The following is a 26,491-nucleotide window of genomic DNA, read 5'->3' on the forward strand; positions in this document are numbered from 1 at the left end:
CTCCACGAGGCCCGGCGGCCCTCAGGAGTCATGGCGCGCGGGCGCCCAGCTCACCGAGCCGTCGCCCGACTGCTTGTCAGGCGCGTCTTGGGCCGCGGGCTCGGCCGGTGCCTCGCCGGTGGCCAACTCCCCTGCCGTGGCCCACGGGCCGCGGGAGACGTGTTCCGCTGCCGGAAGTTCGGGACTGGCATCGTCGGGCAGCTTCCAGCCGGAGGCCTGCTGCCCCGGGTGCCCCCAGGTGGTGGCGGCGGCTCCGCTGGCGGCATCCCCGGCGCGCGTCCAGACGGCGCCTGCCGCCTGCTCCGCCGTCCAGCTGGCCTGCTGGCGCGGCTCCTCGACGACGGCGGGTGAGGGCGCGGACGTGGGCAGCGCGGCGCGCTCGGGTTCGTGGACGGAACGGGCCGCACCCCACAGGATCTGGGCGGCCGCGAACTTCACGGCGATCTCGAGGACACCGCCCAGGATGTCGAGGACGAAGGCGAAGATGCCTCCCCGAACGCCGAACAGGCTGACCACCAGGAAGACCAGCTCCAGCAGCGCCGCCGTCGTGACCATCACCGCCGCCAGCCGCACGACCGCACGACCCCTGGAGGTCACCGGTTTCACCAGCACACAGCTCAGGGCCGCAGCCAGGCAGAGCAGCACCATGACGACGCTCAGCGAACTCCCGCCGATGGCACGCGCCACCTCCGTGAGCACCGTCCCCTGGGACAGCAGGTAGCCCCCACGGACCAGGGACATGACGATGTAGACGACGCTGACACCCAGGACCACCCAGGCGGCCGGCTGCCGGTAGCGCTTCACTGATTCTGCCATGGCACAAGAGTAGGGCCAGCCGTCCGGGTTCGGGGTCAGGCGAGTTCCGGGCCCACCTGCTCGGCCACCAGGCCGACGAGTTCCTTGACCCGCTGGGACTGCTCCAGCGGCACCACCATGGTTGCCTGCGGGGTGACGCAGACCACCATGCCGGTGATACCGGCCACCGCGACGACGGTGCCGGGATTGCCGCGGTTGATGACCAGGTTGTTGCTGGAGTCCAGGCAGACCGTGACACCCTCGCGGGCATTGCCGTCCTCGTCGGTGGCAATCTGCTCGGCCAGTGCGGCGAAACCGCCCAGGTCAACCCACTGGATGTTCAGCGGGACGGCGACGACATGTGCGCTGCCCTTGCCCTGGCTGACGGGCTCCATGACTGCGTAGTCGACGGAGACCTTCTCCAGCTCGGGGTAGATCTCCCCCAGCTTTTCCGGGTGCTCGGCGAGCTCCAGGACGCTGGCGTGCGTCTGCGGCAGCAGCTGGCGCAGCTGCTCCAGGACGGTGGAGGTCCGCCACACGAACATGCCGGAATTCCACCAGTACTGGCCGCTGGCCACGTACTGCTCAGCCACCTCCAGCGACGGCTTCTCCTTGAACTCGGTGATCGCGCTGGCCTGGGGGAAGTCCGCCAGGGCCTCCCCTCGCTTGAGGTAGCCGTAGCCGGTCTGCGGGCTGTCCGGCACGACGCCGAAGGTCACCAGTGCGGTCTCGTCGGCCTCGGCGATCCGGTAGGCCTGTTCCAGGGCCTGGGCGAACTCCTCGACGGGGGTGATGATCTGGTCCGCAGTCAAGACCGCCACCACGGCCTCCGCATCACGCTTCTCCAGCACCGCCGCCGGCCAGGCGACGGCATTGAGGGAGTCTCGGCCGATGGGCTCACCCAACAGGTTCTCTTCAGGCATTTCGGGCAGCTGCCGGGCCACCACGTCGGTGTAGGCCGCCCCGCAGCACACCAGGATGTTCGCGTCTGGCACCATGCCCGCCACGCGCTCGTAGGCCAGCCGCAGCAGGCTCTTTCCGTCAACCAGTTCAAGGAGTTGCTTCGGCTCGCCCTTGCGGGAGAGCGGCCACAACCGGGTGCCCGAACCGCCGGCCATGATCACCACATGTCTCATGCCGGTGAGCCTATCGGCCCATCCCGAGCACGCGCTGTGAACCGGCCGCCTACGATGGCTCAATGAGCAATGCCTTCTGCCCCATCACAGCCCTCGAGCAGCGAGTGCACCGCGACGGAGCACAACCCCTGCTGACCTGTTACGACGAGGCGGACGGTTCCCGGGTGGAGTTCTCCGCCCGCACGCTGGCCAACTGGGTGGACAAGACGGCAAACCTGATCGAGGCCGTCGGACTCGACGAGGGCAGCGAGCTGGGTCTTCCGCTGCTGCTCAGCCATCCCGGCCACTGGGTCGGCCTGGTCTGGACGCTGGCCGCCTGGCAGGTGGGGGCGACGGTCTTCGCCGTCCCGCGCGATGACCTGGAACGCGTCGAGCTGGCCGTTGTCGGCCCCGAGAACCCGCACCCCGTCCCGGGCGTCGAGACCGTCGTCTGCTCGCTGCACCCCCTGGGAGCCGGCCTCCCCACACCGGTCGCGGGTGTCACCGACTATGCCGAGGTGCTCAGCCAACCCGATGTGCACTGGCGCAATCCCGCCCCGCAGATCTGGCTCGACGATGGTGAACAGCAGGTGGGGGCCGAGGCCCTGGCGGCCATCACCCCCGTCGCGGGGCGCAACGTCGTCCTCCCGGGTGCCGACGGTCCGTGGGCAGACCTCGGCCGGCTGCTACTGGCTCCCCTGGCCGGCGGTGGCTCCGTGGTGGTGGTGAACAACTGCGAGCTTCCTGACCGTCTGGAAGCGATTGCCGCTGCCGAGAGGGCAGACCTCGGCCCGAAGTGACCCATCATGGGCGACCATGGAGCAATGCTCCCACACGGCCCCACCACCCCCGTGCCCCACGGATTCGCCGAGATCTTCGCCGAGGCGCTGGGAGCCAGCCCGTTCACCCTGGTCCAACTCCAGCAGGAACTGGCCCGGCGCAAGGTGACGCTGTCGGTGGCCACTCTCAGCTATTGGCAGACGGGCCGTTCCCAACCGGCGCGAGCCGGGTCGATCCGCGCGCTGGGCGTGATCGAGGAGATCCTGGGGCTGCCCAACAGCACCCTGTTGTCTGCATTGCCCCGCTCGGCGCAGCCAGCATGGAGCCCGATCACGGCCCTGGAGGACCATGAGCCCGCCAGCCAAGTGCTGGAGAGCATGGGCCTGGGCTTCAACAACCCCCTGTCCAACATCGTCTTGGCCGACTTCACCCACTGCGGCCTGCCCGGGGGCCTCGAGCGGCAGGCGGTGAGACGCCTCGTGTGCGCCGACGCTGAGGGGGTCCGGCGCTTCCCCGGGGTCTTCCATGGCGCCGAGCCAGGCCTGCACCCTCCGCGCGTCGTACCCGGAACCGGCATCCAGCTGGGCGAGGTGATCGAGATTCCCGGCCAGTGTGCCGTGGCGGTCGAGTTCCTGTTCCCGCATCCCCTGTCGCTGGGTGAACTCGCCTGGTACGAGTACACCGTGGAGTGGGAGGCCGACGATGACCCGCACAACTACCACAGCCTGGCGCTGACCACCCAGGTCAAGGCCGTGACGATGGGCGCGATCTTCCACGAAGATCCGCCCGCTGCGGCTCGTCTGCTGCACACGACCCCGGACGGCTCCACCATCAGCCAGCTGGCCAGCTGGGGACAGACCGAGGGAGACATCCAGTTCACCCTGCGCAATGCACCGCCAGGGATCATGGACCTGGAGTGGTGGGCGGCCGGCAGCGACCCGGTCTGGTCCTGAGTCAGCCCACCGGGGGCTCGGCGGCCCGCTCGCGCTGGTCTGCGGGCAGTCCGACGATGGCTCCCGCTCCCCAGGCGAGGTGCATCACGGTGAGCACCAGCGGCAGCCGGGCGCGGACCTGGGGCTCGATCTCGCGTCGCATGCCCACCGACGCGGCCGTCACACCGGCAAGGTAGCCAGCCGGAGCCACCAGGCCCCAGCGCATCCACCGCGGCCCCACGAGGGCGCCCGTCAGCCCGCACAGGCTTCCCGCGGCGATGGCCAGCACCGCGGCCGGCGGGGCCAAGTAGCGAGGGCTCGCCGTGTCCGGATTGCGCCTCATCACCTCGCGGCGCCACTGGCCGGTCTTGAAGAACTGCTTGGCCAGTGCCTTCACCGTGGAACGCGGCCGGTAGGTGACCTCCAGCTCGGGCGAGAACCACACCGTCTCCCCCGCCTTGCGCAAGCGGTAGTTGAGGTCCCAGTCCTGGGCGCGCAGCAGGCTCGGGTCGTAGCCGCCCACAGCACGCAGCGCGTCGCGACGGAAGACGCCCAGGAAGACCGTCTCGGCCGGGCCCTCGGGCGAGTCGGCCAAGTGGAAGCTGCCGCCACCCAGACCGATCCGGGAGGTGTAGGCGACGGCGACGGCCTCCTCGAAGGGGGTCGTGCCGCGGGCCGCCATCAGGCCGCCCACATTGGCGGCGCCGGTGCGCTGCAGGATCTCCACTGCCTTGTCGATGTAGCCGGGCGCCAGCTCCCCATGCGCGTCGACCCGCACGATGATGTCGTGCTGGCTCGCGGCGATGGCCAGGTTGAGTGCCTCCGGGGTGGTGCCCGACGGATTGGGCACCACGGTGATCCGCGGGTCCTGGGCGGCCAGTTCCTGGGCGATGGCCTCGGTGCGGTCCGTGCTGGGTCCGACCGCCAGTATCACCTCCATCGGGTGGTCCTGGGCCAGCACGCCGGCCACGGACGCGGCCAGGTGCCGCTCCTCGTTCAGCACCGGGATCACGACGCTGACCGGCGGCTTCACGTGGTCCGGGGAGGGGCTGGCGGCATCGTGGACGGGGCTGGTCATGCGGGACATTCTTCCAGCACCCTCGAAGTGCCCGGCTTCCGGCTCGCCGCCATGCCTCAGCAAGGGCTTGGGATTGGCTCGCTAACTTTGGGTGCATGGACCCACGTCACGACTCGCGTCGCCAGCAGGACCTCGACTGGTTGTACGGCTCCGAGCGGCCCAGCATCGACCAGACCCGCGTGATGGACAAGACGGAACTGGCGGAACTGGAGCACCGACGGACCAAGGCCGCCCAGTCCGCCGCCGCCACCGGTGCCCAGGCGGCGCAGGCGGCGAACCCGCCGCAGCGTGTGGTGCACTCGGAGGCCGATGTGACTCCCCGCCCCAGCACTCGTTCCCGTCGTGACATGGCCACGGAAGAACCCCGTCGCGAACCCTCGCGTCCCGTCGCGCCACCGCCACCCCCGCAGCCGCCCAGGACCAGGCCCACGGCACCCCCGGCGGCACGTCCCCCGGCCGGCAGGCCACGGGGGCGGCGCAACTGGGCGCGCCTGGTCGGCATCGCCCTGCTGGCCTGGCTGGTGTGGTTGGTGGCCGTTCCCATGGTGGCACTCACCATGTCCAACAAGGTCCAGGAGCAGCCCTCCGGTGACCGGCCCGCGAAGCAGCCCGGGACCACGACCCTGCTGGTCGGTTCCGATGCCCGCGAGGATCTCAGCGCCGAGGAGCAGGCCAAGCTCGGCACCGGCACGGAGACCGGCAAGCGCACGGACACGATGATGCTGCTCTACACCCCGGACAGCGGCCGTCCGGTCCTGGTGAGTCTGCCCCGTGACTCCTATGTCAGCATCCCCGGGTACGGACACAACAAGCTCAATGCCGCCTACTCCCTGGGTGGCCCGCAACTCCTGGTCAAGACCGTGGAACAGGACACCGGCCTGCGGGTGGACAACTACATGGAGGTGGGTTTCGACGGCTTCTCCAAAGTCGTGGATGCCGTCGGTGGCGTGAAGATGTGCCTCGAGTCCCCCATGGTGGACAAGGACTCCCACACCAATCTGCCGGCGGGCTGCCAGAAGCTGAGCGGCACCAATGCGCTGGGCTATGTCCGGATGCGCAAGGCAGACCCGACGGGCGACCTGGGCCGGATGAAGCGCCAGCGGGCCATGATGGGCGCCATTGTCAAGAAGTCCATGAGCCCGATGACCTTCATCAACCCCGTGCGCTACTGGCGGCTGAACATGGCGGTCTCCGGCGCGGTCCTGCGCGGCGAGGACACCGGCATCACGGACCTGGCCTCGGCGGGCAATTCGATCCGCAAGATCTCCGGTGGCGACGGGCTGCAGCTGGCAGTTCCGTTGGCCAATGCCAATGCCACCACGGCGGCCGGATCCTCCATCCTGTGGGACGACGAGGCGGCGGCAGACATGTTCGGCCAGATGGCCCGGGGAGACACGTCGGGGCTGGACAAGTACGCCAAGTGACCTGACCCGCTACGACCACGGTCTTGGTGCAGGGCGCGGCTGCTGGCAGTGGTCCCCGCGGTCACCTAGCGTCGTCCTGTGGACACCCTGACTGACCTGGCCATCGAGATTCGCGGCCTGCGCAAGAGCTACCGCACCCTGCGCGGTGGACAACGGATCGCCGTCGACTCCCTGGACCTGCAGGTGCCGCAGGGCGGCGTGCACGGATTCCTCGGGCCCAATGGCTCCGGCAAGACCACCACCATCAAGATGCTGCTGGGCCTGGTGCGTCCGGACCGGGGCAGCATGAGCGTGCTGGGCCACCCGGTGCCCGACCGCCTGCCGCAGGTGATCGCGCGGATCGGCGCCGTGGTGGAGCGGCCGCGCTTCTTCCCGAACTTCAGTGGCCGGCTGAACCTCGAGCTCGCCGCGGACGCCGGTGGCTTGCCCCGGGCACGGGTGGACCGCGTGCTGGACCAGGTGGGCCTGCTCGCCCGCGCCAAGGACCCCTACCGCACCTACAGCCTGGGCATGCAGCAACGCCTGGCCGTGGCCAGCACCCTGCTCAAGGACCCGGAATTGCTCATCTTCGACGAACCCACCAATGGCCTTGACCCGGCCGGGATCCACGAGGTGCGCGAGACCATCCGCAACCTGGGGCGGGAGGGCCGCACCGTGCTGGTCAGCTCCCACCTGTTGTCCGAGGTGGAGCAGATGGCTGACACCGTGAGCATCATCGGCAAGGGACGCCTGCTGACCAGCGGCTCGGTGGTCGAACTCCTGGGGGCCCGGGCCAGCCGGATGCGGATCCGCGTGGACGACTCCACGCGCGCAGCCCAGCTGCTGGTCCAGAACGGTCTGCAGGTGGTGCCGGACGGCACCGCCCTGTTGGTGGAGTCCGCCGGTGACCCGGCGCGAATCACCCGGCTGCTGGCCGACGAGGGCCTCTACCTCCGGGAACTGGTCAGTGTCCGTCGGGATCTGGAGGCGGTCTACCTGGAACTCACCGACGGTGAGGGCCTCTCCCCAGACCAGGGCCCCGGCATCGAACTTCCGCCGCTGTCCCGAACCATCGCTTCCCGAACCACTGCGAAGGAGTCCTGACATGCTGCGACTCGTGCGGGCGGAACTGCGCCGTCTTGCTCACCGCCGGACCACCATCTGGACGCTGGCGGCGCTGCTGCTCGCCCTGTCGGCCCTCGGCTATGGCGCCTGGAAGTCCTCGGCTCCACCGACCCCGGCACAGCAGGCCGCGGCCCGGCAGGGCTGGGAGGAAGCACGCAAGGACTGGGAACTCAACAAGCACATCCAGATCCAGGAGTGCGAGCGGAGCAACGCGGAGCTGCGCAGCCAGGGCGTGGACTCCCTGATGGAGTGCACCGAGGAGAACCTCGCGCCGAAGGCCCACTACTACGGCGTCCAGGCTGGCCCAGTCTCCCAGCTCACCACCGGTCTGCACTTCGCGGCCGCCCTCGGGCTCACCGCAGTGTGTGTCGTGATCGGCGCCAGTTTCATCGGGGCCGAGTTCAGCACGGGGAACATGGCGGGCTGGCTCCTGCAGGAACCGCGCCGCAGCCGGGTCTTCTGGGCCAAGTTGCTGACTCTGGCCGCTGCGTCAGTCGGCCTGTGCGTGGTGACCTGTGCGATCGCACTGGCCGGGATCGGGGCGATCGGCCAGGTCAACGGGCTCGCCTGGGACCTGACATCCACCGACCAAGTCCGCCTGATCGGCCGCCTGGCACTCGCCAGCCTGATGGCGATCGCGGCCGGGTTGGCGGCAGCCGGGCTGGCATTCCTGACCCGTCACACCGCGGCAGTCTTGGGGGTGATGGCTGCCCTGGGCGTCGGCTCCGCGATTCTGACCGGAAGCCAGAGCCGCCTCCAGCGCTTCAGCCTGGTCAACAATGTGGAGGCCTGGGTCGACGGCCCCAAGAGCTATCTGGTGGCCATCTGCCGCCGCGATGGAACGGACTGCGAGTACCCGCAACGCGTCCTGGAACGAGGCGACGCGGGGCTCTTCCTGTTCGGACTGGCGGCGCTGGCCGTCGCGCTGGGTTGGTGGTCCTTCCGGCGTCGCGACGTTGCGTGACGGGTCCTTGACCCGGCGCTGAACGCACGTTTAATTTATTGAACGTGAGTTCAAACCCTGCCGACCTCCTGCCCCAGGCACGCATCCGCCTGGCGGCCCTGGAACTGTTCGGCACCCAGGGCTTCGTGAAGACGACGATCCGCCAGATCGCCGCACGTGCCGGCGTCTCCCCCGGCCTCGTGATTCACCACTTCGGCAGCAAGAACCAGCTGCGAGCACACTGCGACGACTGGGTGATGGACCTGATCGAGCAGGAGAAGACGCTGCTCACCATCGGACCCCAGCCGGCCCTGCGGGACTACCTCGCCGAACACCCCGAGTACGAGCCGGTGATGGCCTATCTGGTCACCGGCCTGCGGGAGGGCGGCAAGATCGCGGACCGGATCTACACCCGGACCGTCGCCATGACCGAAGGCATGCTGGACCTGGCCGAGGCCAACGGCCTGGTCCGGATACCCGAGGACCGGGAGGCCGCCACGGCCTTCCTGGTGGCCAGCTCGCTGGGTTTCCTGATGCTCTCGGACCAGTTCGCCCGCCAGCTGGGTGGTCAACACCTGAACGACCCCGATGTGGTCGCTCGTTATGGCCTGGTTGCCGCCGAAGTCTTCACCCATGGCCTGTTCACGCCTGCCTACCTGGAGGCGCTGAAGGCCGCCAACACCACGCCCCCGGGAGACGGGAATGAACGACCTCGCAATCCAGACCACTGACCTGGTCAAGACCTTCGGCAAGGTGCGGGCCCTCGACGGGCTCAACCTCGAAGTCCCCACCGGCCAGGTGCACGGCTTCCTCGGCCCCAATGGCGCCGGGAAGTCCACCACCATCCGCGTCCTGCTCGGCCTGCTGCGCGCCGACGGCGGCACGGCACGCCTGCTGGGAGGCGACCCCTGGAACCAGGCACCAGAAGTGCACCGCCGCCTGGCCTATGTGCCGGGCGACGTGAACCTGTGGCCCAACCTGACCGGCGGGGAGTCCATCGACATCCTCGGCCGCGCCCGCGGCGGCCTGGACAAGGCCAAGCGCGCCGAGCTGATCGAGGTCTTCGGCCTCGACCCCCGCAAGAAGGGCCGGGCCTATTCCAAGGGCAACCGGCAGAAGGTCGCGCTGGTGGCGGCACTGGCCTCGAATGTGGACCTGCTGCTGCTCGACGAGCCCACCAGCGGACTGGACCCGCTGATGGAACGCGTCTTCACCGACCGGATCCGCGCCGAACGCGCCCAGGGGCGCACCGTCCTGTTGAGCTCGCACATCCTGAGTGAGGTGGAGGCGCTGTGTGACCACGTCTCGATCATCCGCGCCGGGCGCGTCGTGGAGACGGGCACCCTCGACGAGCTGCGGCACCTGCACAGCCTGCAGGTCACCGCGGGCCTGGACAGCGTGCCCGCCGAGCTGGGCACCATGCCGGGCGTGCACGACCTGCAGGTGGAGGGGACCAGGATCCGCGCCCACGTCGATGCGGACCAGATGAATGCCGTGCTCACGGTGCTCACCCGGCACGGGGTGCGCAATCTCACCTCGACCCCGCCCACCCTCGAGGAGCTCTTCCTGAGCCACTACGACGCCGGGAGCAAGGGGGCGGCGAAATGAGCACCCTCACCGGCACCGGGCTGATGCTGCGGCTGGCCCTGCGACGCAACTGGCTCTTCTGGACCCTGTGGATCCTGGGCCTGGCCTGCCTGATGCCCCTTACCTCCACCCAGTACGACACCATCATCCCGCCCGGCACGGACCCGCGGGCCACGCTGGAGCCGTTGCGCACGAATCCGTCGATGCTGGCGCTGCTGGGCCCCGCCTTCGACATCTACACCAAGGGCGGTTTCGTCTTCTGGCGGGTGGGCGGTTTTGCCGGCATGTTCGCCGGCCTGATGGGCGGTTTCGGGATCATCCGGGCCACCCGCGCCGAGGAGGAGGAAGGAAGGCTGGAGCTGCTGCGCTCCGGCGCTGTCGGCAGACACGCTCCGCTGGCCGGTGCCCTGCTGCTGTCCACTCTGGGCTGCGTGCTGTTGGCGGCAGTCACGGCGGCATGGACCGCAGCCGCGGGCCTGCCGCTGGCGGGATCCGTGGCCGGCGGCGCCGCCATCGCCGTCGAGGGGCTCGTCTTCGTCGGGCTCGGGGCGGTCTGCGCACAGGTCTTCGAGAACTCGCGCAGCGCCCGCGCCTGGACGCTGGGCCTGTTCTGGGGCGGGATGCTCCTGCTGCGGATGATCGTCGACGGCGCCGGCCCCGACGCGTCCTACACCGCACTGCGCTGGGCCATCCCCCTGGAGTGGGGCATGCTGGTGCGCCCCTTCTCCGACGAACGCTGGTGGGTGCTGCTGCTGCCCCTGGGCCTGTCCCTCGCGCTGGTGGCGCTGGCCTTCCGGTTGGAGTCCGCCCGCGACCACCTCTCGGGGCTGCGCCAGAGCGCCCCGGGCCGCGCCGAGGCACCGGGCTGGATGAATGGCGCCTGGGGACTGGCCTGGCGACTGCAACGCGGCGCGTTGCTGGGCTGGCTGGCAGCCGTAGTGGTCTGCTCGGCCGGCATCGGATCCATCATGAGTCAGATGGACCAGTCCATCGCCGCCAATCCCCAGATGGGCGAGATGCTGCAGAAGATGGGCGGCAGCGCCAACCTGCAACTGTCCTTCTACGTCGCGATGATCGCCATCATGGGCACGGTGGTGGCCATCATGGCGGCCTCGATGCTGGCCCGGCTGCGCACCGAGGAGGTCCGCGGACATGCCGAGCAGATGCTGGCGACGGTCACCAGCCGTTGGAGCCTGGCTCTCAGCCACCTGGTGCTCGCCCTGGGCGGATCCTGCCTGGCCTTCCTGGCGGTCGGCGCCTCGATGCCGCTGGTGCAGGCACAGCGCCAGGGCGACTGGGCCCTGGTGGGCCAGTACTTCCGCACGGCGGCCGGCCTGTTGCCGGGCCTGTGGCTGGTCGTCGGGATCGCGATGCTGCTGATCGGCTGGTTGCCCCGGCTGACCTCGCTGGTCTGGGCCGTGCTGGGCTGGACGCTGTTCTGCACCTGGTTCGCGGTGCTCTTCGACCTGCCCGGCTGGCTGGTCCGCCTGCAACCATGGGGTCACCTGGCCCACCTGCCCCGCGACCCGATGGACTGGACCGCCTTCGCCGTGGAGACGGCGCTGGCCCTCGCGTTGCTGGTGCTCGGCCTGGTGGGATACCGGCGCAGGAGCATTCCCGCCTAGTGGTTGTGCAGCCGCACCTTCTCGCCCTTGGCCATCGCCAGGTCACGCAGGCTGGCCTGGAAGTCCAGCATCTTCTGGGTCAGCCCTGCGTCGCCGGCGGCGATCATCCGGGCCGCGAGCAGGCCGGCATTGCGGGCATTGCCGATGCTGACGGTCGCGACGGGCACCCCGGCGGGCATCTGCACGATGCTGAGCAGGGAGTCCATCCCGTCGAGGTACTTCAGCGGCACGGGCACGCCGATCACCGGAAGCGGGGTCAGCGCGGCCAACATGCCGGGCAGGTGTGCCGCGCCCCCGGCGCCGGCGATGATGCAGCGCAGGCCACGAGCGTGGGCCTGGCGGCCGTAGGTCACCATGTCCTCCGGCATCCGGTGGGCACTGACGACGTCGGCCTCCCAGGCGATGCCGAACTCGTCGAGGGCGACGGTGGCAGCCTCCATCGTGGGCCAGTCGGAGTCGGAGCCCATCACGATCCCCACCAGCGGGGCAATCGGTTCGGACTGGGCCAGCACGGACAGCGGGGTGGTCAGGTCAGGATCAGGCATTGGGGTCTCCCATCAGGTAGCCGGCGGCGTGCCGGGCTCGCTTGGTGACGTCGCCAGGGTCGTCGCCATAGGTGGTGACGTGGCCCACCTTGCGGCCTGGCTTCACGTCCTTGCCGTACAGGTGGACACGCAGCTTGCGGTCCCGCGCGAAGCAGTGCTGCAGGGCACCGGTGAGGTCCTCCTCGGTGCCACCCAGCACATTGGTCATGACGACGTGGGGTGCCCGCAGCCCCGGATCTCCCAGGGGCAGGTCCAGCACGGCGCGCAGGTGGTTCTCGAACTGGCTGGTGTGCGCCCCGTCGATGGTCCAGTGGGCGGTGTTGTGCGGACGCATCGCCAACTCGTTGACCACCACGGAACCGTCGGCGCGCTGCATCAGCTCGACAGCCAACAGGCCGGTGATGCCGAGCTCCCCGGCAATCCGCAGGGCGAGTTGCTGCACCTCGCTGGCCTGTTCCTCGGCCAGATCCGGGGCCGGGCTGGTGGTCTCGGTGCAGATCCCGCCGGTCTGGGTGGTCTCGGTGACCGGGTAGGCAACCGCCTGCCCTTCGGGTGAACGGGCCACCAGGCAGGACAGTTCACGACGGAAGTCGACGAACTCCTCGGCGACGATCACGACGCCTTCGCGGCTGATGGTGCCACCGTCGACGGTGCTGCCCTCCTGGGCGATCACCTCGAAGGGCTCGGCCACCTGCTCGGGCCCGTCGATCTTCCACACCCCCTTGCCGTCGTAGCCGCCGCGGGAGATCTTGGCGATCACCGGCCAGCCGATCCGTTCGCCGAAGGCCACCAGCTGTTCGGGGCTCTCGCAGATCTCGAAGACGGGGTTCGGCGCGCCGAGTTCGGCCATCCGGCGACGCATCACGGCCTTGTCCTGGGCGTGCACCAGCGCGTCGGGTCCGGGACGCACGGCGACGCCGGACTCCTGGACGGCACGCAGCAGGTCCACCGGTACGTGCTCATGGTCGAAGGTGATCACGTCGCAGCTGGCCGCAAAGGCCAGCAGCTGGTCACGGTCGGTGTAGTCGCCGACGGTGACGTCACGCACCACCTGGGCTGCCGAGACGTCGGGGCCCTCGGCCAACAGGCGCACCCGGATTCCCAGGCCGATGCTGGCCTGGTGCATCATCCGGGCCAGCTGGCCACCCCCGACGATGCCGACGACATAGGGACGCGAAGTCTGTGCACTGCTCACGGGCCGACTTTACCGTCCTGGAGGGGCCTGCCCGGACCTTGCCACTGACCCGCAGGCCCAGCACGATGGGTCCTGTGACCCAGCATCCCTATGATCCCCTGGCCACCCTGCGCGGCGACGACGGTGGCACCTTCGACGTCTTTCTGCACGGCATGGTCTTCCTGGACATCATCTTCACCGGTCTGGCCAAGGCCCCGGACCACGGCGAGGAGATCTGGTCCGAGGGAATGGGCTCCTGCCCGGGCGGCATCGCGAACCTTGCCGTGGCCACCTCGCGTCTGGGCCTGCGCACCGCGCTGGGGGCCGCCTTCGGCGACGATGACTATGGCGAGTTCTGCTGGCGCACCCTGACGGAGCAGGAACACGTGAACCTGGACCATTCCCGTCGCTATCCCGGCTGGCACTCCCCCGTGACCGTCTCACTGGCCATCGGCGACGATCGTCAGATGGTCACGCACGGTCACGACGCACCGGAATCCGCCACCGCCATGATCGGAACGATGCCGCGGGCGCGGGCCTGCCTGCTGGACCTCAAGCCCGACGTGCCGCTCTACGAGGACCAGGAGCTGACCTGGGCGGCCCAGGCCAGGCAGAGCGGTTCACTGCTCTTCGCCGATGTCGGTTTCGACCCGTCGGGCCGCTGGTCGCCGAGCGTGCTGGACCAGCTGCAGTTCTGTCACGCCTTCATGCCCAATGCCGTCGAGGCGATGGCCTACACCCGGACCGACACCCCGACCGATGCGCTCTACGTCCTGGCCGACCGGGTGCCGTTGGCTGTGGTCACCGACGGCCCGCGGGGCGCGGTGGCCATCGACTCCATCTCCGGTGAGGAGGCCCAGGTGCCCGCGCTCCGGGTCAAGGCGATCGACGCAACGGGCGCCGGCGACGTCTTCGGGGCGGCGCTGGTGCTGGGCACGCTGGCCCAGTGGCGGCTGGCGGATCGGCTCGCCTTTGCATCGCTGTGTTCGTCCTTGGCGGTGCAGCAGGTCGGTGGTTCCCTGGCGGCACCCGGCTGGGGAGACATCGCCGACTGGTGGCAGCGGATCAAGACGCTCGAACCCGATGTGCACGCGCCGCGCGCCTATCTGGACAGCGTGCGACGCCGGTACGCCTTCCTCGACGAGATCGTGCCGCACGTGCCGCACACGGCCGTGCGTCGGGCGGCCGCGACCATCGCCCGGCTGTCAGACGCCTGACGGCTCAGTCGGCCAGTTCCTCGTTGACCCAGTCGTCGGCGGACCTCACGGTGCCCAGGGCCGGAGCCCCGAAGAGCAGTTCGGAGAGCATGACGTGGACATGTTCCACGTCGGGGATGTCACGCAGGTAGACGGGGTCCTCTGCGGCCGTGGTCAGCTTCAGCGAGCCGCAGCCCAGCATCCGGTCCAGCAGTCCGCGTTCGCTGGCGATGTCATTGATCCGGGTCAGGGGCAGGTCATGGCTGGTGCGGGTGATGATCCCCTGCCGGTGGATGATCCGACGATTGGTCAGGGTCCAGGTGTTCGACAGCCAGCGCAGTACGGGCAGCAGCACACCGACGATCAGCAGCACGCCGACCAGGCCCAGCGCCGCCCAGCTGCCCCAGGGCTCTGCCTCGGGCGGCATCTTGGCGAGCCCAGCCCCCAGGCCGACGGCCAGCAGCACGAGCACCAGCACCGGGAGGATCAAGGCCTTCACGTGTGTGTGCATCTGGCGCACCACCTCCTCCTCGGCACCCAGGCGACGGCGGGATCGTGGCGCATTGGTCATGCGTCCACGGTACCCGGGCACCGGATCTGCCCGGGCCGGACAACACTTCGACCCTCCCGATGCTGCTTCGACCCTCATGGAGGGGGGGTCGAAGCAGCACCTCGGGGGTCGAAGTGGCCTGCCAGCGCGTCGGGTGCGTTGCGCCATCCACAGAACCGGTCCGTCGAGGAATTGTCCACAGGGCTTCGACGAGGTCTTGGCGCGGTCCGCGGGGACCATCAGCCTTGGCCCCATGTCCCGTCTGGTCACGCATCGCCAACTCCGCGCCGAGGGCTTCGACGCCCATGAGGTCTCCCGAAAGGTGTCCGCCGGGTCCTTCCACCGGATCCGCCGCGGGGTCTACCTCGACGGTGAGCCCAAGGACGACCGTGTGGGGCGCTATCTGGTGCAGTGCTGTGCCGTTCTGGCCCGGTGCGGACCGGAGACGGTGCTCAGCCATGCCTCGGCGGCGGCCGCATGGGGCCTGCCCCTGCCCTGGGCGGCTCTGGGCACCGTGCACGTCATCCAGCCTCGACGCAAGGGCGGCCGAAGCCGTGCGGGGGTGTGCGTGCACCGGGCGAAACTCGGCGACGACGCCTGTCTGCGCTTCGGCCACCGGGTGACCACGCTCCCCCGCACTCTGGTGGACCTTGGCCGGTCTCTGGACCTCGGGTGGGCGGTGGCCGCCATGGACGATGCCCTGCACCACCAGCGGTGCGCCCACCATGAGCTGGCCACGGCATTGCGGGACCAGGCCGGCAGGCCCGGATGCCGCGGGGCGGCCCGCGCCGTCGCGCTGGCCGACCACAGGTCTGAGAGCGTCGGCGAGTCACTGTCTCGCGTCCTGTTGGTCCAGGCCGGGCTGGGCCCGGACGAGTTGCAGCATGAATTCCCCCACTCCAATGGGGTGGACCGGGTCGACTTCTGGTGGGAGTGCGGAGTCGTGGGTGAGTTCGACGGTCAGCTGAAGTACCGGGCCCAGGCGATGCCGGGAATGAGCCCGGATGAGGTGCTCTGGGCGGAGAAGCAGCGAGAGGACCGGCTGCGCCGTCGCGGGCTCGTCGTCGTGCGGTGGACCTGGGACGAGTTGCTGCACCAACCCGAGGTGGTCGTCGCCCGCATTCGGGAGGCGCTGGCCACAGCGCGCGCCGCGCCTCGACCCTCCTGATGCTGCTTCGACCCACATGGGCGGGGGTCGAAGCAACACCTCGGAGGTCGAAGCGGCACCGGGGCCACAGCGGATCCGGCTGTGCCAACCGTTGGCACGAGCCGCGCCACAAATGGAACGCTCGTCGGCGATGCCCGCCGGCCTACTGGAGGCGCAGGTGGAAGACGTCCCCGGCGCTGAAGGCCTGCAGTCCGGAGGGGGTGCGCACCACCAGGCGGCCGAACTCGTCGACCGACTCACCAGTGCCCAGGACATTGGTCTGTTCGTCGATCATCACCCGAAGTGGACGGCCAATCGAGGCGCACCGGCGGAGGTATTCGTCGTGCACCTGGCCGTCGCGCTCCCACAGCTCATAGAGGCGGGCGAACTCGGTGAAGACGGCGGCCAGGACCTCCGACTTGTCCTCTTCCAGACCGGCGAGGCGCAGGGAGGTGGCCGTGGGGACCGGCAGTTCCGCCTCGTCGAGGCTGATGTTGATCCCGACGCCGACCACCGCGGCCGCGGGCCCTTGGGAGGACTCCACGCGCTCGGACAGGATGCCGCACAACTTCTTGCCGTCGATCAGGACGTCATTGGGCCATTTCAGCTCCACACGGCCCCGTTCGGCCCCCGTGGCACGCTCAATCCCCGTGGAGACGGCCATTCCGGCAAGCAGGGAGAGCCAGCCCCAGTCCCTTGCCGGCCGCGTGGGGCGCAGCAGCAGGGAGAAGGCCACGGAGGCTCCTGCGGGGGTCTCCCAGCGACGCTCGAAGCGCCCCCGCCCGGCGGTCTGTTCCTCGCTGACCAACACCATGCCGTCGGCCGGGCTGGTGCGCGCCAGCTCCGCGAGATCGGCATTCGTGGAACCCGTCGTCGCGACGCACTGCACAGTGCGCCACAGGGGCACCTCGCGGAGCAGCTGGACGAGGCGTTCGTGGTCGACCGGAGGGCTGGCTGGCATGCGCCGAAGGTTAGTCCCGAGGCATGGAATTGCACAGTCGCCCGGTTCCAAGACCACCTGCCACGCGCTAGGGTCTGCCCCATGGAGATCGACATCCAAACCACCGCTGGAAAGATCGCCGATCTGGGCCGCCGCATTGACGCCGCTGTCAATGCTGCTTCGCCCGCGGCAGTCGAGAAGCAGCATGCCAAGGGCAAGATGACCGCACGCGAGCGAGTGCTCGCCCTATTGGACGAGGGGACATTCGCCGAGCTCGACGAGTTCTCTCGCCACCGCTCCGTGGCCTTCGGCCTGGAGAAGAAGCGCCCCTACGGCGACGGCGTGATCGTCGGCGTCGGTGCCATCAATGGCCGTCCGGTCTGTGTGTTCAGCCAGGACGTGGCCATCTTCGGTGGTGCGCTGGGCCAGGTCTACGGCGAGAAGATCGTGAAGATCCTCGACTTCGCCATCAAGACCGGTTGCCCCATCATCGGCATCAATGAGGGCGGCGGCGCCCGTATCCAGGAGGGCGTGGTCTCCCTGGGCCTGTACGGCGAGATCTTCCGCCGCAACACCCACGCGTCGGGTGTCATCCCGCAGATCAGCCTGATCATGGGTGCCGCGGCCGGCGGTCACGTGTACTCCCCCGCCCTGACCGACTTCACGATCATGGTGGACAAGACCTCGCAGATGTTCATCACGGGCCCCGCCGTCATCAAGACGGTAACCGGCGAAGACGTCACGCTCGAGGAGCTGGGCGGCGCCCGCACCCACAACACCAAGTCCGGCAATGCCCACTACCTGGCCGCCGACGAGAACGACGCCCTCGAGTACGTGCGTGAGCTGCTCAGCTACCTCCCGCAGAACAACCTCGAGGATGCGCCGATCTTCGACGACGAAGAGGTCGACCTCACCATCACGGACCACGACCGCAAGCTCACGACGCTGATCCCGGACTCCCCGAACCAGCCGTACGACATGCGCGAGGTCATCCGCACCGTGCTCGACGACGACGAATTCCTCGAGGTCCAGGCGCTCTTCGCCCAGAACATCATCTGCGGCTTCGGCCGGATCGAGGGCCGCTCAATCGGCATCGTCGCCAACCAGCCGATGCAGTTCGCCGGCTGTCTGGACATCGACGCCGCAGAGAAGGCCGCCCGCTTCGTGCGCACCTGCGATGCCTTCAACATCCCCGTGCTGACCTTCGTCGACACCCCCGGCTTCCTGCCCGGCGTGGGGCAGGAGCATGCCGGCATCATCCGCCGCGGCGCCAAGCTGATCTACGCCTATGCGGAGGCCACCGTGCCGCTGGTGACGGTCATCACCCGCAAGGCCTACGGCGGCGCCTACGACGTCATGGGTTCCAAGCACCTGGGCGCCGACATCAACCTCGCCTGGCCCACCGCGCAGATCGCCGTGATGGGCGCCGAGGGTGCCGTCGACATCCTGTACAAGAAGGAGCTCGCCGAGATCGAGGATCCAGAGGGCAAGGCGGCTCGTCGCAAGGAACTCATCGACGCCTACAACAGCGAGCTGGCCAACCCGTACGTTGCCTCGGAGCGCGGCTACGTGGACCAGATCATCTACCCGCACGAGACTCGCGCCGAGTGCATCCGCGTGCTTCGTCTGCTGCGCACCAAGCGTGAGGTGCTGCCGCCGAAGAAGCACGGCAACATTCCGCTGTGATCGGGGAACAGGACATGAGCGAGACCGACAAGACCGAGGAAGCCCTGCTCACCGTGCAGGTGGGCGGGGGCAATCCGAGCGATGACGAGATGGCCGCCGTGCTGGCGGTGCTCCAGGCTGCCACGTCGGCCAGTGGCCCCGTCGAGAACATCGACGACCGTCCCCTGGCGGGTGGCTGGAACACCTACCACCGGGTGCTTCGTCGTACGACCAATCCTGGCCGCGAGGCCTGGCGGTACAGCGCTCGTCCCTGACGACGCACGATCTCCTGCATGACGGACTTCAGCTCCCACGTCCACCGTTGGTGACCGGGAGCTGAAGTCTGTCCGCCATCAGGAGAAAAGCCCCTGACGCGGAAGCTGTCAACCTGTGTGGAGACACTCGCGGCGGGTTTGCTCGTCGAGGATGCCGTCGGGGTTGAGCCAGGCATGTGCGGGTGGTGTGGCCAGGTGGGGTGGCTGAGTGAATCGTTGGGGATATCGGTGGGCGAGGGCCTCAAGAGTGGCTTGGCGTCGGTGGTGGACCTGGTGCCAGGTGCCGTCGTGAACCGACTGGGGCGTGTGGCCGGCCAGGGATGAGTGGGCGTGGTGCTGGTTGTAGTCGGTGACCCGACGTGCGGCCCAAGACCGGGCGGCGTCGAGGTCGGTGAAGTATCCGGGCCAGTCACGGTGGTACTTCGCGGTCTTGAACCATGACTCCATGTGGGGGTTGTCGTTGGAGACCCGCGGCCGGTTGCGGGAGCGGGTGATGCCCATCGCGCGGAACACGCGGGCGAGTTCGTCGGACATCATCGACGGACCTCCATCGGAGTGGACGATGCGGGGATGGACGCCGTGCGTGGTGAATGCGGTGGTGAACATGTCGGCAGCCAGCTGGTCATCCTCGCAGTCCTCGACACGCCAAGCCATGATCCGGCGGGAGAACACGTCAATGACGGCATACAGGTTGAACCATTGGCCCTTGTACCGGCCGGGCAGCTTGGTGATGTCCCAGCACCACACCTGGTTGGGGCCGGTGGCATGCCACTGCGGCATCGCCGACGAGCGCTTGCGGGAACGTCGAGCAGTGGTGCAACGGATCCGTTCGGCGCGGGCGATGCGGTACCAGGTCGACAACGACGCCACCGGATCCCCGGCGTCCAACGCGTCGAACCACGCCTGATACGCGCTGATTCCCTGCTGCGCCGCCGAGCGCAACAGGCCGATGATGCGCTGCTGGTCCTGCTCCCCGACCCGGTTCGGGTAGGCCCGCCCCCGGTGTGGTGTCGGGCTGGCGATCCCGGGACGGGGATGACTGCGGTAGTGCCACGACGAACGCGACAACCCGATCACCGACAACGATCGCCGCAGGCTCCAACCCGCCTGGCGCAGGTCGTCCACCAGCGCCTGTTCGGCCGCCAAGAACCGCTCCTGCTCGGCGCTGACCTGCCCCGTCACTCGCCGTTGGTGGGCCCCTGCCTGACGGACAGCTGCTGCAAGAGCCCGATAGCTTTTCCCAACGCATCATTGGCCCGGGTCAACGACTCGATCTGCTCCCGAGCCTGCCGCGCCTCTTCCTCACGAGCCTGACGCTCGATGGCCAACTGCGCCTTCAACCGGGCGAACTCCGCCCCATCCGTGGCACTCATACGCGCAGTATCGCGAGGCTCCAACCCCAACTCCAAGTCCCCATACAAGTACTGCCGACGCCACGACTGCATCCGCCGCTGGGAAACCCCATGCTCATCCAGCCACCGCCCCTTCGACCCCTGCGGCAACACCAAGTACTCAGCCACCAACTCCGCCCGCTCCCTCGCGGTCCGCTGCTCAATCATCACGGCACCTCCCTGACTCACAACCAGCTTGCCAATCAGGGACGGGAGCCTCATCTGTGCCACGGTTGGGGGTAGTAGACCTTGAAAGGACCTGCCCATGAGCGCCCTGAACGATATCCTCGCTGCCCTGCCGATCCAGCAGCTGGCCGACCAGCTCGGTGAGGAGCCCGCCGCCGTTGAGAAGGCTGCGGCACCCGCAGTCACGAGCATCCTGGGTGGCCTCACCCAGAATGCCCAGACCCCCGAGGGCGAGCTGTCGCTGGCCGAGGCCCTGCAGCAGCACCAGGACACCGGCCTCGTCGCCGAGGACGCCCCCGTGCAGCTGGAGGCCGTGGACACCGCCGACGGTGAGAAGATCGTCAACCACGTCTTCGGCAACCAGACCGAGGGTGTCGCGCAGGCTCTCAGCTCCCAGGCCGGTGTCAGCAGCGCCTTGGTCAACAGGCTGCTGCCCATCCTGGCCCCGATCGTGCTGAACTACCTGGCCAAGCAGCTGGGCGGCAGCAACAGCGCCGCCGGCAACATCCTCGGCCAGGTGCTCGGCGGCGCCGGCCAGCAGGCCGGCACCAATGCCAACTCCGGCATGCTCGGTGGCGTGCTCTCCCAGGTGCTCGGCAGTGTCCTGGGCGGCGGCCAGCAGGACAATCCCTTCGATGCCACCAATGCGCAGGCCACGACGCAGCAGGCGCAGGCCACCGGTGGCGACATCGTGAGCCAGATACTGGGCGGTCTGCTCGGCAAGAAGTGAACCAACTGTTCACCTTCTGAACTTCACTGGCGCACGCGCCCGGCCTAGGCTGGGCGCGTGCGCTTCATTCTGGCTTCCTCGTCCCCCGCCCGCCTCAAGACCCTTGCCGGTGCAGGGATTGCGGCCGAGGTGATCCGCCCGGACCTGGACGAGAGCACGGTCACCGCACCGTCACCCGCCCAGCTCACCGCGGAGCTGGCCCGGTTGAAGGCCGCCTGCGTCGTGGACGCCCTGGCCGCAGAACGGGGTTACGCCCTGGTGGCCTGCGACTCCATGCTGGAGCTCGACGGGCGCGCCTGGGGCCGCCCGTCGAGCCCCGAGGAGGCCGTGGCGCGGTGGCAGGCGATGCGGGGCCGCACCGCCAAGCTGCACACCGGGCACCACGTCGTGGTGGCCGACGAGCGCGGGGTGCGGGAGGTCAACCGCGTCGGCACCACCGGCGTGACCTTCGCGGACCTGGCCGATGACGAGATCGAGGCCTATGTGGCCACCGGTGAGCCCGTGCGTGTGGCGGGGGCCTTCGCCATCGACGGCTTGGGCGGCCCTTTCGTGACGGGCATCACCGGTGACTACCACAATGTGGTGGGCATTTCCCTGCCCCTGGTCCGGCAGATGCTGCTGGACCTGGGCGTGGAGTGGCACACCTTGTGGGATCAATAGCCGGTCCGCTGGACAACGCGTTCTTGGCAGGTGCGGCGTTTGCGGAGACCTGACCAGAGCTCTTGTGCCCGCCGGATCCCATCGAGGAGGCGTTCAGGAGGGATCGTCATGAAGCGCAAATACCCTGTCTTGACCACAACTCTGGCTCTTGCGATTGCCGGAGCGTCGCCTGCATTCGCGGGAGTCGATCGAACCACGTCGGACACCTTCAGCGCCGGGATCGATGCACCGCGGACAGCCACCTTCAGAGAGCAGCTGAAGATCGGTGGCGTGGTCAACGCTGTCACGTACACGACCACGATCGTCTGGACTTCCACTGAGGATCAGGTGGACAAGGTTGTGTCTTGCCACAGCTTCGTGTCTAGTGCCATCCCCTACCGGACGGCTAGCCATGAGAGTTGGTCGAGCCGCAACGCCAAGCTGGGAACGGCCAATTGCTCCTCGCACTTCCAGTTGACGATCGTCAACGGTGCCTACTACTCCCATTACCAGTACATGAAGGTGAACGGCTACTACGTCATCTCGAAGAGGTCGACGGATGCCTAGACCGGAACCGCCAGAGTGGCTTGGTCTCGGCCGCCGGATGCACGAGGCCAAGCCGCCCGTTCCGACTAGTCGCGCTTGTGGGCCAGGCCGCGCACGATGGCATCGCCGATGGACTGGATGATCTGCACGACGACCACCAGCACGACCACCGATGCCAGCAGCACCGGGGTGTTGAAACGCTGGTAGCCGTAACGAATGGCGAAGTCACCCACGCCACCGCCGCCGATGGTGCCGGCCATCGCCGAGTAGCCGATCAGCATGACCAGGGTCAGCGTCGCACCGGCGACGAAGGGGCTCATCGCCTCCGGCAGCAGCACCTTGCGCACGATCTGCCCCGTGCTCGCGCCCATCACCCGGGCGGCCTCGATCTTGCCCGGGGAGACCTCGCGCAGGGCGGACTCCACCACGCGGCCGAAGAAGGGGATGGCGCCAATGGACAGCGGCACCACCGCGGCCATCGGGCCATAGGCCGTGCCCACCACCAGCCGAGTGAAGGGGATCACTGCGATCAGCAGGATCAGGAAGGGCAGCGAACGAAAGACGTTGACGATGGCGCCGAAGACCTTGTTGAAGGCCTTGTTGGGACGCAGTCCGTCGTGGTCGGTCAGTCTCAGGGCCACCCCGACGAGGGTGCCGAAGACCAGGGTGATCAGGAAGCTCAGGGCCACCATCTGTCCGGTCTCGAGCAGCGCCTTCCACAGCTCTGGCAGGGACTCCGCAATGGATGTCTTGTTCACTTGCTCACCGTCACTCCGCGCTCGTTGAAGAACTGCCTGATCAGGGCATCGTCGAGGCCCCCGCCGTGCGGATGGTCGAAGGCGACGCGCAGCCGGCCCACCTTGTGGCCGGCGATCTGTTCCACCGAGCCGCCGAGGATGGACACGTTGATGCCCGTCTCCCGGGTGAAGGTGCTGATCAGGGGTTCGCTGACGCCCTGGTTGACGAAGCTCAGCAGCTGGCTGCGCCCCTCGAAGGCGTCCTGGGCCCGGCCGAGCGGGATCAGCTGGTCCGCGATCCGGCTCTCCGGGTCCGAGACCAGCTCCAGCAGGTTGCCGTGTTCCACGACGCGCCCGTCCGCCATCAGGGCGGCACCGTCGCAGATGCGGCGCACGACGTCCGACTCGTGGGTGATGAGCAGCACCGTGAGACCCATCCGGTCTCGAAGGTCCTTGACGAGGTCGAGGATCTGCTCGGTGGTGGTCGGGTCAAGTGCACTGGTGGCTTCGTCCATCAACAGCATCTGGGGCCGGGTGGCCAGCGCACGGGCGATGCCGACACGCTGCTTCTGTCCGCCGGAGAGCTGCGAGGGATGGGCCTGGGCCTTGTCGGGCAGCCCGACGAGGTCCAGCAGTTCCGTGACGCGGGGGGCGATGTCCTGCTTCTTCTCCCCCGCCAGTTCCAGGCCGAAGGCGACATTGTCAAAGACCGTGCGGCTGGCCAGCAGGTTGAAGTGCTGGAAGATGGTGCCCATCTGGCGGCGCACCGAGCGCAATTCCTTGCCCTGCAGCGAGGTCCAGTCGGTGCCGGCCACGCGGATGGTGCCGCTGGTGACCTCCTCCAGGTGGTTCAGGCAGCGCAGCAGCGTGGTCTTGCCCGCGCCGGAGCGGCCCAAGATGCCGTAGATCTGACCCTGCTCAATGGTGAGGCTCACGTCGTCCAGAGCCACCACCGGCGCGGCATTCTTGCCGCGGCCGGGGTAGTGCTTCGTGACGTGTTCGAAGCTGATCACGACTGCTTGGCGGGCAGCACGGAGCCCTGGTAGTTGCTGGTGATCCAGTCCTGGATCTCCTTGCTCTGCAGTGCCTCGGCGAGCTTGGTGACGCGCGGGTCGTCCTTCTTGTCCGCCTTGACCACCAGCAGGTTCGCGTAAGGGTTGTCGGTGGCGGTCTCCAGCGTCAGGGCGTCGGTCTTGGGCTTGAGGCCGGCCTCCAGCGCGTAGTTGCCGTTGATCACGGACAGGTCCACCTTGGCATCGTCCAGGGTGGCGGCGAGCTGCGGCCGGTCGATCTGGACGAACTTGAGTCCCTTGGGGTTGGCGGTGATGTTCTTCTCGGTGATCTGGGAGAAGTCCAGGTCCTTGTCGGTGGGCTTGACGTCGAGGGTGACCAGCTTGGCCTGCTGCAGCAGGAAGAGGGCGCGCACCAGGTTGGAGGGATCCGACGGGATGGCGATGGTGGCGCCGCTGGGGACGGCGTCGAGGTCCTTGACCTTCTTGGAGTACAGGCCGAGGGGTTCGACGTGGACGGTCGCGGCGCTGACCAGGTCCTCGGAACCCTGCTGCTTCAGCCAAGTGTCCAGGTAGGGCTTGTGCTGGAAGAAGTTCGCGTCGACGTCGCCGCTGGCGGTGAGCTGGTTGACGTCGATGTCACCGGCGATGCCCTTGATCTCGATCTTGGTGTCCCCGAGCACGCCGAGCTCGTCGACCTTCTTCAGGATGTCGGTGTGCGGGGTGGCGTCGGCCAGCACGACGAGCGGCTTGGAGGCGTCGGTGCCGGCGCCGGCACCGCAGGCCGTCAGTCCGACGGTGAGGAAGAGGGCGAGCAGGCCCGCGAAGAGCGAGCGAATGGTCCTGGTCATGTCAATCCTTCGTGATGGTCCCGGGCACGGGATGCGAATGCGTGATTTGCGGCTGGCTTCCTGACAACACCACCGGGAGCTTGGCTCGACCGGGCCCACCCGTTTCCGGGCAAGATGCGAAAGGCGTTGTCAGCCGAACATTCGGCGCATCATGGGCGCGCAGCACATCACGGGCATGGTATGGCCCGTCATGATCTCGCACTTGCATGGCATGCCGCAGAATCTATCCTGCCGCGCCTCCTCGGTGCCAATCCAGCCAGAGTGTGGGCGTTCAGGAAGGCATCGGCTGCTGTCGCAGGGTGAGGGCACAGACGTCATCGGAGCAGGTGAAAGCCCCTTGCCAGTCCGGGTTGTGGAAGAGCATCGAGTCGTTGGCATTGGCGTCGACCTGCCAGCCCGTGGGAAGTCGACCGGCCAGCCAACCGGACAGGAGCCTGCGCTGGCTAGGGTCCGCGGTGAGGGTGACGACATTGGGTTGGTCGATACGGCTGGTCACCGCGGTCTGCGCCGGGAGCCAGAAGTCCCGGGGCCCGTGATTGAAGAGCAGTTCGCGCAGGGTGACTCCCCCGGCCGGTGGGGTGGGGCTGGGCCTCGCGGCACCAGTGCTGGTGACGGCGGCGGGCTGGCCCGATGCGCAGCCAGCCAGCAGCAGGATGCCGACAAGGCCTGCAACAAGACGTCTCATGCGCCATCTCCCGGAAAGTCGGCCGCGGCGCGCGCCAGGTGCACCATCCAGGCGGGGCCATGCCGTCGCAGGTCCTCGTGGGGCGCGGTCAGCGCGTGCAGGATCAGTCCGTCCATGGCGGCGATGGCCAGGCGTGCCGCCACCTCGGGTTCCGTGACCCCTTGGGCGGCGAGGTGCCCCGCGGCCATGTCCACGAAGCCCTGTCGCCACCGGGCGATTGCCTCGCGCAGTTCCGGGCGATGGGAGGCATACAGGAAGAGTTCGAAGCGCGCCCGCTCCGCCTCGGGGTCCGTCAGGAATCCGGCGGCCATCGCCCGCATCGCCTCGTCCTGGGTGGCCTCGTCCATCACGCCCGGCTCCAAGGTGGCTCCATCAACGGTGGCGGCGGCGTGCTCCAGGAAGGCGTCCCCCGAGTGGGCCATGTGCTCGAGCACGGCGGCCAGCAGGTCCTCGCGGGAACCGAAGTGGTAGCGCGTCGATCCGCGGGCCACGCCCGCCTCCTCCTCGACGCTGCGGTGGGTGACGGCCTGCACGCCGCTGGCGCCGAGCAGGCGCACGGCGGCGTCCAGCAGCCTGTCCCGCGTCGTGCTTGATCCGTCCACCCCCACAGGCTAGCCTTTCGACAAACGTCGAATTGCGACACTTGTCGAAATGGAGTTCGAGATGGCCACCCATCCCCTGTTTGCCCTCGCCTGCTCGAGACGCCGCGGCGGCTGGCCAGCGGCGAGCGCTTCGCTGTCTCCGAAGCGGATCCGGCGGTGATCGCGCGCAGCTGGCGCCTGAGCGAGCCGTGGATCACGTCCGCACTGGAACGCTGCGCGCCCCAGTTCGGGCCAGTCAG

29 protein-coding genes are annotated in these 26,491 nt (G+C 68.5%); 15 read left to right on the plus strand and 14 right to left on the minus strand.

Annotated elements, in window-relative coordinates; translation table 11 throughout:
• Positions 1 to 21: 21 nt before the first annotated feature.
• Together EDD41_RS04435 and EDD41_RS04440 are read right to left on the minus strand one after the other, a co-directional pair.
• Entirely contained in the window at positions 22 to 816 is a 795-nt protein-coding gene (locus EDD41_RS04435) for a hypothetical protein (RefSeq protein ID WP_148060471.1), read from the minus strand.
• Between the two features lie 35 nt (positions 817 to 851).
• A complete protein-coding gene (locus EDD41_RS04440; protein WP_123575094.1) occupies positions 852 to 1,931 on the minus strand; it encodes a mannose-1-phosphate guanylyltransferase in 1,080 nt (359 codons plus the stop codon).
• A 62-nt stretch (positions 1,932 to 1,993) separates the two neighbouring features.
• On the opposite strand from EDD41_RS04440, the gene EDD41_RS04445 reads away from it, so the two are divergent.
• Entirely contained in the window at positions 1,994 to 2,710 is a 717-nt protein-coding gene (locus tag EDD41_RS04445; RefSeq protein ID WP_123575095.1) for a TIGR03089 family protein, read from the plus strand.
• Between the two features lie 24 nt (positions 2,711 to 2,734).
• Positions 2,735 to 3,643, plus strand: coding sequence for a hypothetical protein (locus EDD41_RS04450; RefSeq protein ID WP_123575096.1), 909 nt, complete (start codon positions 2,735 to 2,737; stop codon positions 3,641 to 3,643).
• 1 nt (position 3,644) lies between these two features.
• Here the strand turns inward: EDD41_RS04450 and EDD41_RS04455 are convergent, their stop codons facing one another.
• A complete protein-coding gene (locus tag EDD41_RS04455; RefSeq protein ID WP_123575097.1) occupies positions 3,645 to 4,700 on the minus strand; it encodes a glycosyltransferase family 2 protein in 1,056 nt (351 codons plus the stop codon).
• Positions 4,701 to 4,795: 95 nt separating this feature from the next.
• On the opposite strand from EDD41_RS04455, the gene EDD41_RS04460 reads away from it, so the two are divergent.
• The 6 genes from EDD41_RS04460 to EDD41_RS04485 all read left to right on the plus strand — a co-directional run bounded on the left by EDD41_RS04460 (position 4,796) and on the right by EDD41_RS04485 (position 11,383).
• Positions 4,796 to 6,124, plus strand: a complete 1,329-nt coding sequence (locus tag EDD41_RS04460) for an LCP family protein (RefSeq protein WP_245995534.1) — start codon at positions 4,796 to 4,798, stop codon at positions 6,122 to 6,124.
• 78 nt (positions 6,125 to 6,202) lie between these two features.
• The gene (locus tag EDD41_RS04465; protein WP_245995535.1) at positions 6,203 to 7,207 is read left to right on the plus strand and encodes an ABC transporter ATP-binding protein; all 1,005 of its coding nucleotides are present in this window, start codon (positions 6,203 to 6,205) and stop codon (positions 7,205 to 7,207) included.
• A gap of 1 nt (position 7,208) precedes the next feature.
• Positions 7,209 to 8,192, plus strand: coding sequence for an ABC transporter permease (locus tag EDD41_RS04470; protein WP_123575098.1), 984 nt, complete (start codon positions 7,209 to 7,211; stop codon positions 8,190 to 8,192).
• Positions 8,193 to 8,236: 44 nt separating this feature from the next.
• Positions 8,237 to 8,902: a TetR/AcrR family transcriptional regulator gene (locus EDD41_RS04475; RefSeq protein ID WP_170165240.1), complete on the plus strand. Its 666-nt coding sequence runs from the start codon at positions 8,237 to 8,239 to the stop codon at positions 8,900 to 8,902.
• Positions 8,874 to 9,779, plus strand: coding sequence for an ABC transporter ATP-binding protein (locus EDD41_RS04480; protein ID WP_123575100.1), 906 nt, complete (start codon positions 8,874 to 8,876; stop codon positions 9,777 to 9,779). Before EDD41_RS04475 ends, EDD41_RS04480 begins: the two co-directional genes overlap by 29 nt.
• Positions 9,776 to 11,383, plus strand: coding sequence for an ABC transporter permease (locus EDD41_RS04485; protein ID WP_123575101.1), 1,608 nt, complete (start codon positions 9,776 to 9,778; stop codon positions 11,381 to 11,383). The genes EDD41_RS04480 and EDD41_RS04485 overlap by 4 nt, the downstream gene beginning before the upstream one ends.
• Here EDD41_RS04485 and purE read toward each other — a convergent pair.
• Together purE and EDD41_RS04495 are read right to left on the minus strand one after the other, a co-directional pair.
• Complete coding sequence (purE, locus tag EDD41_RS04490) at positions 11,380 to 11,928, minus strand: 5-(carboxyamino)imidazole ribonucleotide mutase (RefSeq protein ID WP_094764393.1); 549 nt, start codon at positions 11,926 to 11,928, stop codon at positions 11,380 to 11,382. The genes EDD41_RS04485 and purE overlap by 4 nt on opposite strands.
• On the minus strand, positions 11,921 to 13,057 hold the full coding sequence (locus EDD41_RS04495; protein ID WP_245995718.1) for a 5-(carboxyamino)imidazole ribonucleotide synthase: 1,137 nt from the start codon (positions 13,055 to 13,057) through the stop codon (positions 11,921 to 11,923). The genes purE and EDD41_RS04495 overlap by 8 nt, the downstream gene beginning before the upstream one ends.
• Before the next feature lie 131 nt (positions 13,058 to 13,188).
• Between EDD41_RS04495 and EDD41_RS04500 the strand changes: the two genes are divergently transcribed.
• On the plus strand, positions 13,189 to 14,319 hold the full coding sequence (locus EDD41_RS04500) for a PfkB family carbohydrate kinase (protein WP_123575103.1): 1,131 nt from the start codon (positions 13,189 to 13,191) through the stop codon (positions 14,317 to 14,319).
• Between the two features lie 4 nt (positions 14,320 to 14,323).
• Here EDD41_RS04500 and EDD41_RS04505 read toward each other — a convergent pair whose 3' ends face one another.
• On the minus strand, positions 14,324 to 14,869 hold the full coding sequence (locus EDD41_RS04505) for a PH domain-containing protein (RefSeq protein WP_094764390.1): 546 nt from the start codon (positions 14,867 to 14,869) through the stop codon (positions 14,324 to 14,326).
• Positions 14,870 to 15,101: 232 nt separating this feature from the next.
• Here EDD41_RS04505 and EDD41_RS04510 point away from each other — a divergent pair, with 232 nt between their 5' ends.
• The gene (locus tag EDD41_RS04510; protein ID WP_123575104.1) at positions 15,102 to 16,016 is read left to right on the plus strand and encodes a hypothetical protein; all 915 of its coding nucleotides are present in this window, start codon (positions 15,102 to 15,104) and stop codon (positions 16,014 to 16,016) included.
• A gap of 142 nt (positions 16,017 to 16,158) precedes the next feature.
• On the opposite strand, the gene EDD41_RS04515 is transcribed toward EDD41_RS04510, so the two are convergent.
• Complete coding sequence (locus EDD41_RS04515; RefSeq protein ID WP_123575105.1) at positions 16,159 to 16,956, minus strand: biotin--[acetyl-CoA-carboxylase] ligase; 798 nt, start codon at positions 16,954 to 16,956, stop codon at positions 16,159 to 16,161.
• Positions 16,957 to 17,037: 81 nt separating this feature from the next.
• Between EDD41_RS04515 and EDD41_RS04520 the strand changes: the two genes are divergently transcribed.
• The gene (locus tag EDD41_RS04520; RefSeq protein WP_094764387.1) at positions 17,038 to 18,621 is read left to right on the plus strand and encodes an acyl-CoA carboxylase subunit beta; all 1,584 of its coding nucleotides are present in this window, start codon (positions 17,038 to 17,040) and stop codon (positions 18,619 to 18,621) included.
• A 14-nt stretch (positions 18,622 to 18,635) separates the two neighbouring features.
• Positions 18,636 to 18,875, plus strand: coding sequence for an acyl-CoA carboxylase epsilon subunit (locus EDD41_RS04525; RefSeq protein WP_123576856.1), 240 nt, complete (start codon positions 18,636 to 18,638; stop codon positions 18,873 to 18,875).
• A gap of 108 nt (positions 18,876 to 18,983) precedes the next feature.
• Here EDD41_RS04525 and EDD41_RS04530 read toward each other — a convergent pair whose 3' ends face one another.
• Both EDD41_RS04530 and EDD41_RS16545 read right to left on the minus strand, forming a co-directional pair.
• Positions 18,984 to 20,057, minus strand: coding sequence for an IS3 family transposase (locus EDD41_RS04530; RefSeq protein ID WP_123574591.1), 1,074 nt, complete (start codon positions 20,055 to 20,057; stop codon positions 18,984 to 18,986).
• Positions 20,054 to 20,248 carry a hypothetical protein gene (locus EDD41_RS16545; protein WP_148060462.1) on the minus strand — a complete coding sequence of 65 codons (195 nt, stop codon included), beginning with the start codon at positions 20,246 to 20,248 and terminating at the stop codon, positions 20,054 to 20,056. The genes EDD41_RS04530 and EDD41_RS16545 overlap by 4 nt, the downstream gene beginning before the upstream one ends.
• 283 nt (positions 20,249 to 20,531) lie before the next feature.
• Between EDD41_RS16545 and EDD41_RS04540 the strand changes: the two genes are divergently transcribed.
• The 3 genes from EDD41_RS04540 to EDD41_RS04550 all read left to right on the plus strand — a co-directional run bounded on the left by EDD41_RS04540 (position 20,532) and on the right by EDD41_RS04550 (position 22,388).
• Positions 20,532 to 21,182: a DUF937 domain-containing protein gene (locus EDD41_RS04540; protein ID WP_094764386.1), complete on the plus strand. Its 651-nt coding sequence runs from the start codon at positions 20,532 to 20,534 to the stop codon at positions 21,180 to 21,182.
• Between the two features lie 57 nt (positions 21,183 to 21,239).
• Positions 21,240 to 21,842, plus strand: a complete 603-nt coding sequence (locus EDD41_RS04545) for a Maf family protein (RefSeq protein ID WP_094764385.1) — start codon at positions 21,240 to 21,242, stop codon at positions 21,840 to 21,842.
• A gap of 108 nt (positions 21,843 to 21,950) precedes the next feature.
• Positions 21,951 to 22,388, plus strand: a complete 438-nt coding sequence (locus EDD41_RS04550) for a hypothetical protein (RefSeq protein ID WP_094764384.1) — start codon at positions 21,951 to 21,953, stop codon at positions 22,386 to 22,388.
• A gap of 65 nt (positions 22,389 to 22,453) precedes the next feature.
• Here EDD41_RS04550 and EDD41_RS04555 read toward each other — a convergent pair whose 3' ends face one another.
• The 5 genes from EDD41_RS04555 to EDD41_RS04575 all read right to left on the minus strand — a co-directional run bounded on the left by EDD41_RS04555 (position 22,454) and on the right by EDD41_RS04575 (position 26,252).
• On the minus strand, positions 22,454 to 23,125 hold the full coding sequence (locus EDD41_RS04555; protein WP_170165241.1) for a methionine ABC transporter permease: 672 nt from the start codon (positions 23,123 to 23,125) through the stop codon (positions 22,454 to 22,456).
• Positions 23,122 to 24,117 (minus strand): methionine ABC transporter ATP-binding protein, encoded by a 996-nt coding sequence (locus tag EDD41_RS04560; protein WP_123575107.1) that lies wholly within the window; start codon positions 24,115 to 24,117, stop codon positions 23,122 to 23,124. Before EDD41_RS04560 ends, EDD41_RS04555 begins: the two co-directional genes overlap by 4 nt.
• Entirely contained in the window at positions 24,114 to 24,965 is an 852-nt protein-coding gene (locus tag EDD41_RS04565) for a MetQ/NlpA family ABC transporter substrate-binding protein (RefSeq protein ID WP_123575108.1), read from the minus strand. The genes EDD41_RS04560 and EDD41_RS04565 overlap by 4 nt, the downstream gene beginning before the upstream one ends.
• 271 nt (positions 24,966 to 25,236) lie before the next feature.
• Positions 25,237 to 25,650 (minus strand): hypothetical protein, encoded by a 414-nt coding sequence (locus EDD41_RS04570; RefSeq protein WP_094764382.1) that lies wholly within the window; start codon positions 25,648 to 25,650, stop codon positions 25,237 to 25,239.
• Positions 25,647 to 26,252: a TetR/AcrR family transcriptional regulator gene (locus tag EDD41_RS04575; RefSeq protein ID WP_170165242.1), complete on the minus strand. Its 606-nt coding sequence runs from the start codon at positions 26,250 to 26,252 to the stop codon at positions 25,647 to 25,649. The genes EDD41_RS04570 and EDD41_RS04575 overlap by 4 nt, the downstream gene beginning before the upstream one ends.
• Positions 26,253 to 26,491: the final 239 nt, after the last annotated feature.

Origin of the sequence: Luteococcus japonicus (assembly GCF_003752415.1) — a bacterium.
GTDB lineage: Bacteria > Actinomycetota > Actinomycetes > Propionibacteriales > Propionibacteriaceae > Luteococcus > Luteococcus japonicus.

Bases quoted from the DNA above. Each gene is read 5' to 3' on its own strand.
- EDD41_RS04460 (WP_245995534.1), top strand. From the start codon at position 4,796: ATGGACCCACGTCACGACTCGCGTCGCCAGCAGGACCTCGACTGGTTG.
- EDD41_RS16545 (WP_148060462.1), bottom strand. From the start codon at position 20,248: ATGAGTGCCACGGATGGGGCGGAGTTCGCCCGGTTGAAGGCGCAGTTG.
- EDD41_RS04485 (WP_123575101.1), top strand. From the start codon at position 9,776: ATGAGCACCCTCACCGGCACCGGGCTGATGCTGCGGCTGGCCCTGCGA.
- EDD41_RS04550 (WP_094764384.1), top strand. From the start codon at position 21,951: ATGAAGCGCAAATACCCTGTCTTGACCACAACTCTGGCTCTTGCGATT.
- EDD41_RS04565 (WP_123575108.1), bottom strand. From the start codon at position 24,965: ATGACCAGGACCATTCGCTCGCTCTTCGCGGGCCTGCTCGCCCTCTTC.
- EDD41_RS04500 (WP_123575103.1), top strand. From the start codon at position 13,189: ATGGGTCCTGTGACCCAGCATCCCTATGATCCCCTGGCCACCCTGCGC.
- EDD41_RS04495 (WP_245995718.1), bottom strand. From the start codon at position 13,057: ATGATGCACCAGGCCAGCATCGGCCTGGGAATCCGGGTGCGCCTGTTG.
- EDD41_RS04525 (WP_123576856.1), top strand. From the start codon at position 18,636: ATGAGCGAGACCGACAAGACCGAGGAAGCCCTGCTCACCGTGCAGGTG.
- EDD41_RS04435 (WP_148060471.1), bottom strand. From the start codon at position 816: ATGGCAGAATCAGTGAAGCGCTACCGGCAGCCGGCCGCCTGGGTGGTC.
- EDD41_RS04450 (WP_123575096.1), top strand. From the start codon at position 2,735: ATGCTCCCACACGGCCCCACCACCCCCGTGCCCCACGGATTCGCCGAG.
- EDD41_RS04470 (WP_123575098.1), top strand. From the start codon at position 7,209: ATGCTGCGACTCGTGCGGGCGGAACTGCGCCGTCTTGCTCACCGCCGG.
- EDD41_RS04480 (WP_123575100.1), top strand. From the start codon at position 8,874: ATGAACGACCTCGCAATCCAGACCACTGACCTGGTCAAGACCTTCGGC.
- EDD41_RS04520 (WP_094764387.1), top strand. From the start codon at position 17,038: ATGGAGATCGACATCCAAACCACCGCTGGAAAGATCGCCGATCTGGGC.
- EDD41_RS04445 (WP_123575095.1), top strand. From the start codon at position 1,994: ATGAGCAATGCCTTCTGCCCCATCACAGCCCTCGAGCAGCGAGTGCAC.
- purE (WP_094764393.1), bottom strand. From the start codon at position 11,928: ATGCCTGATCCTGACCTGACCACCCCGCTGTCCGTGCTGGCCCAGTCC.
- EDD41_RS04540 (WP_094764386.1), top strand. From the start codon at position 20,532: ATGAGCGCCCTGAACGATATCCTCGCTGCCCTGCCGATCCAGCAGCTG.
- EDD41_RS04455 (WP_123575097.1), bottom strand. From the start codon at position 4,700: ATGACCAGCCCCGTCCACGATGCCGCCAGCCCCTCCCCGGACCACGTG.
- EDD41_RS04505 (WP_094764390.1), bottom strand. From the start codon at position 14,869: ATGACCAATGCGCCACGATCCCGCCGTCGCCTGGGTGCCGAGGAGGAG.
- EDD41_RS04570 (WP_094764382.1), bottom strand. From the start codon at position 25,650: ATGAGACGTCTTGTTGCAGGCCTTGTCGGCATCCTGCTGCTGGCTGGC.
- EDD41_RS04515 (WP_123575105.1), bottom strand. From the start codon at position 16,956: ATGCCAGCCAGCCCTCCGGTCGACCACGAACGCCTCGTCCAGCTGCTC.
- EDD41_RS04510 (WP_123575104.1), top strand. From the start codon at position 15,102: ATGTCCCGTCTGGTCACGCATCGCCAACTCCGCGCCGAGGGCTTCGAC.
- EDD41_RS04440 (WP_123575094.1), bottom strand. From the start codon at position 1,931: ATGAGACATGTGGTGATCATGGCCGGCGGTTCGGGCACCCGGTTGTGG.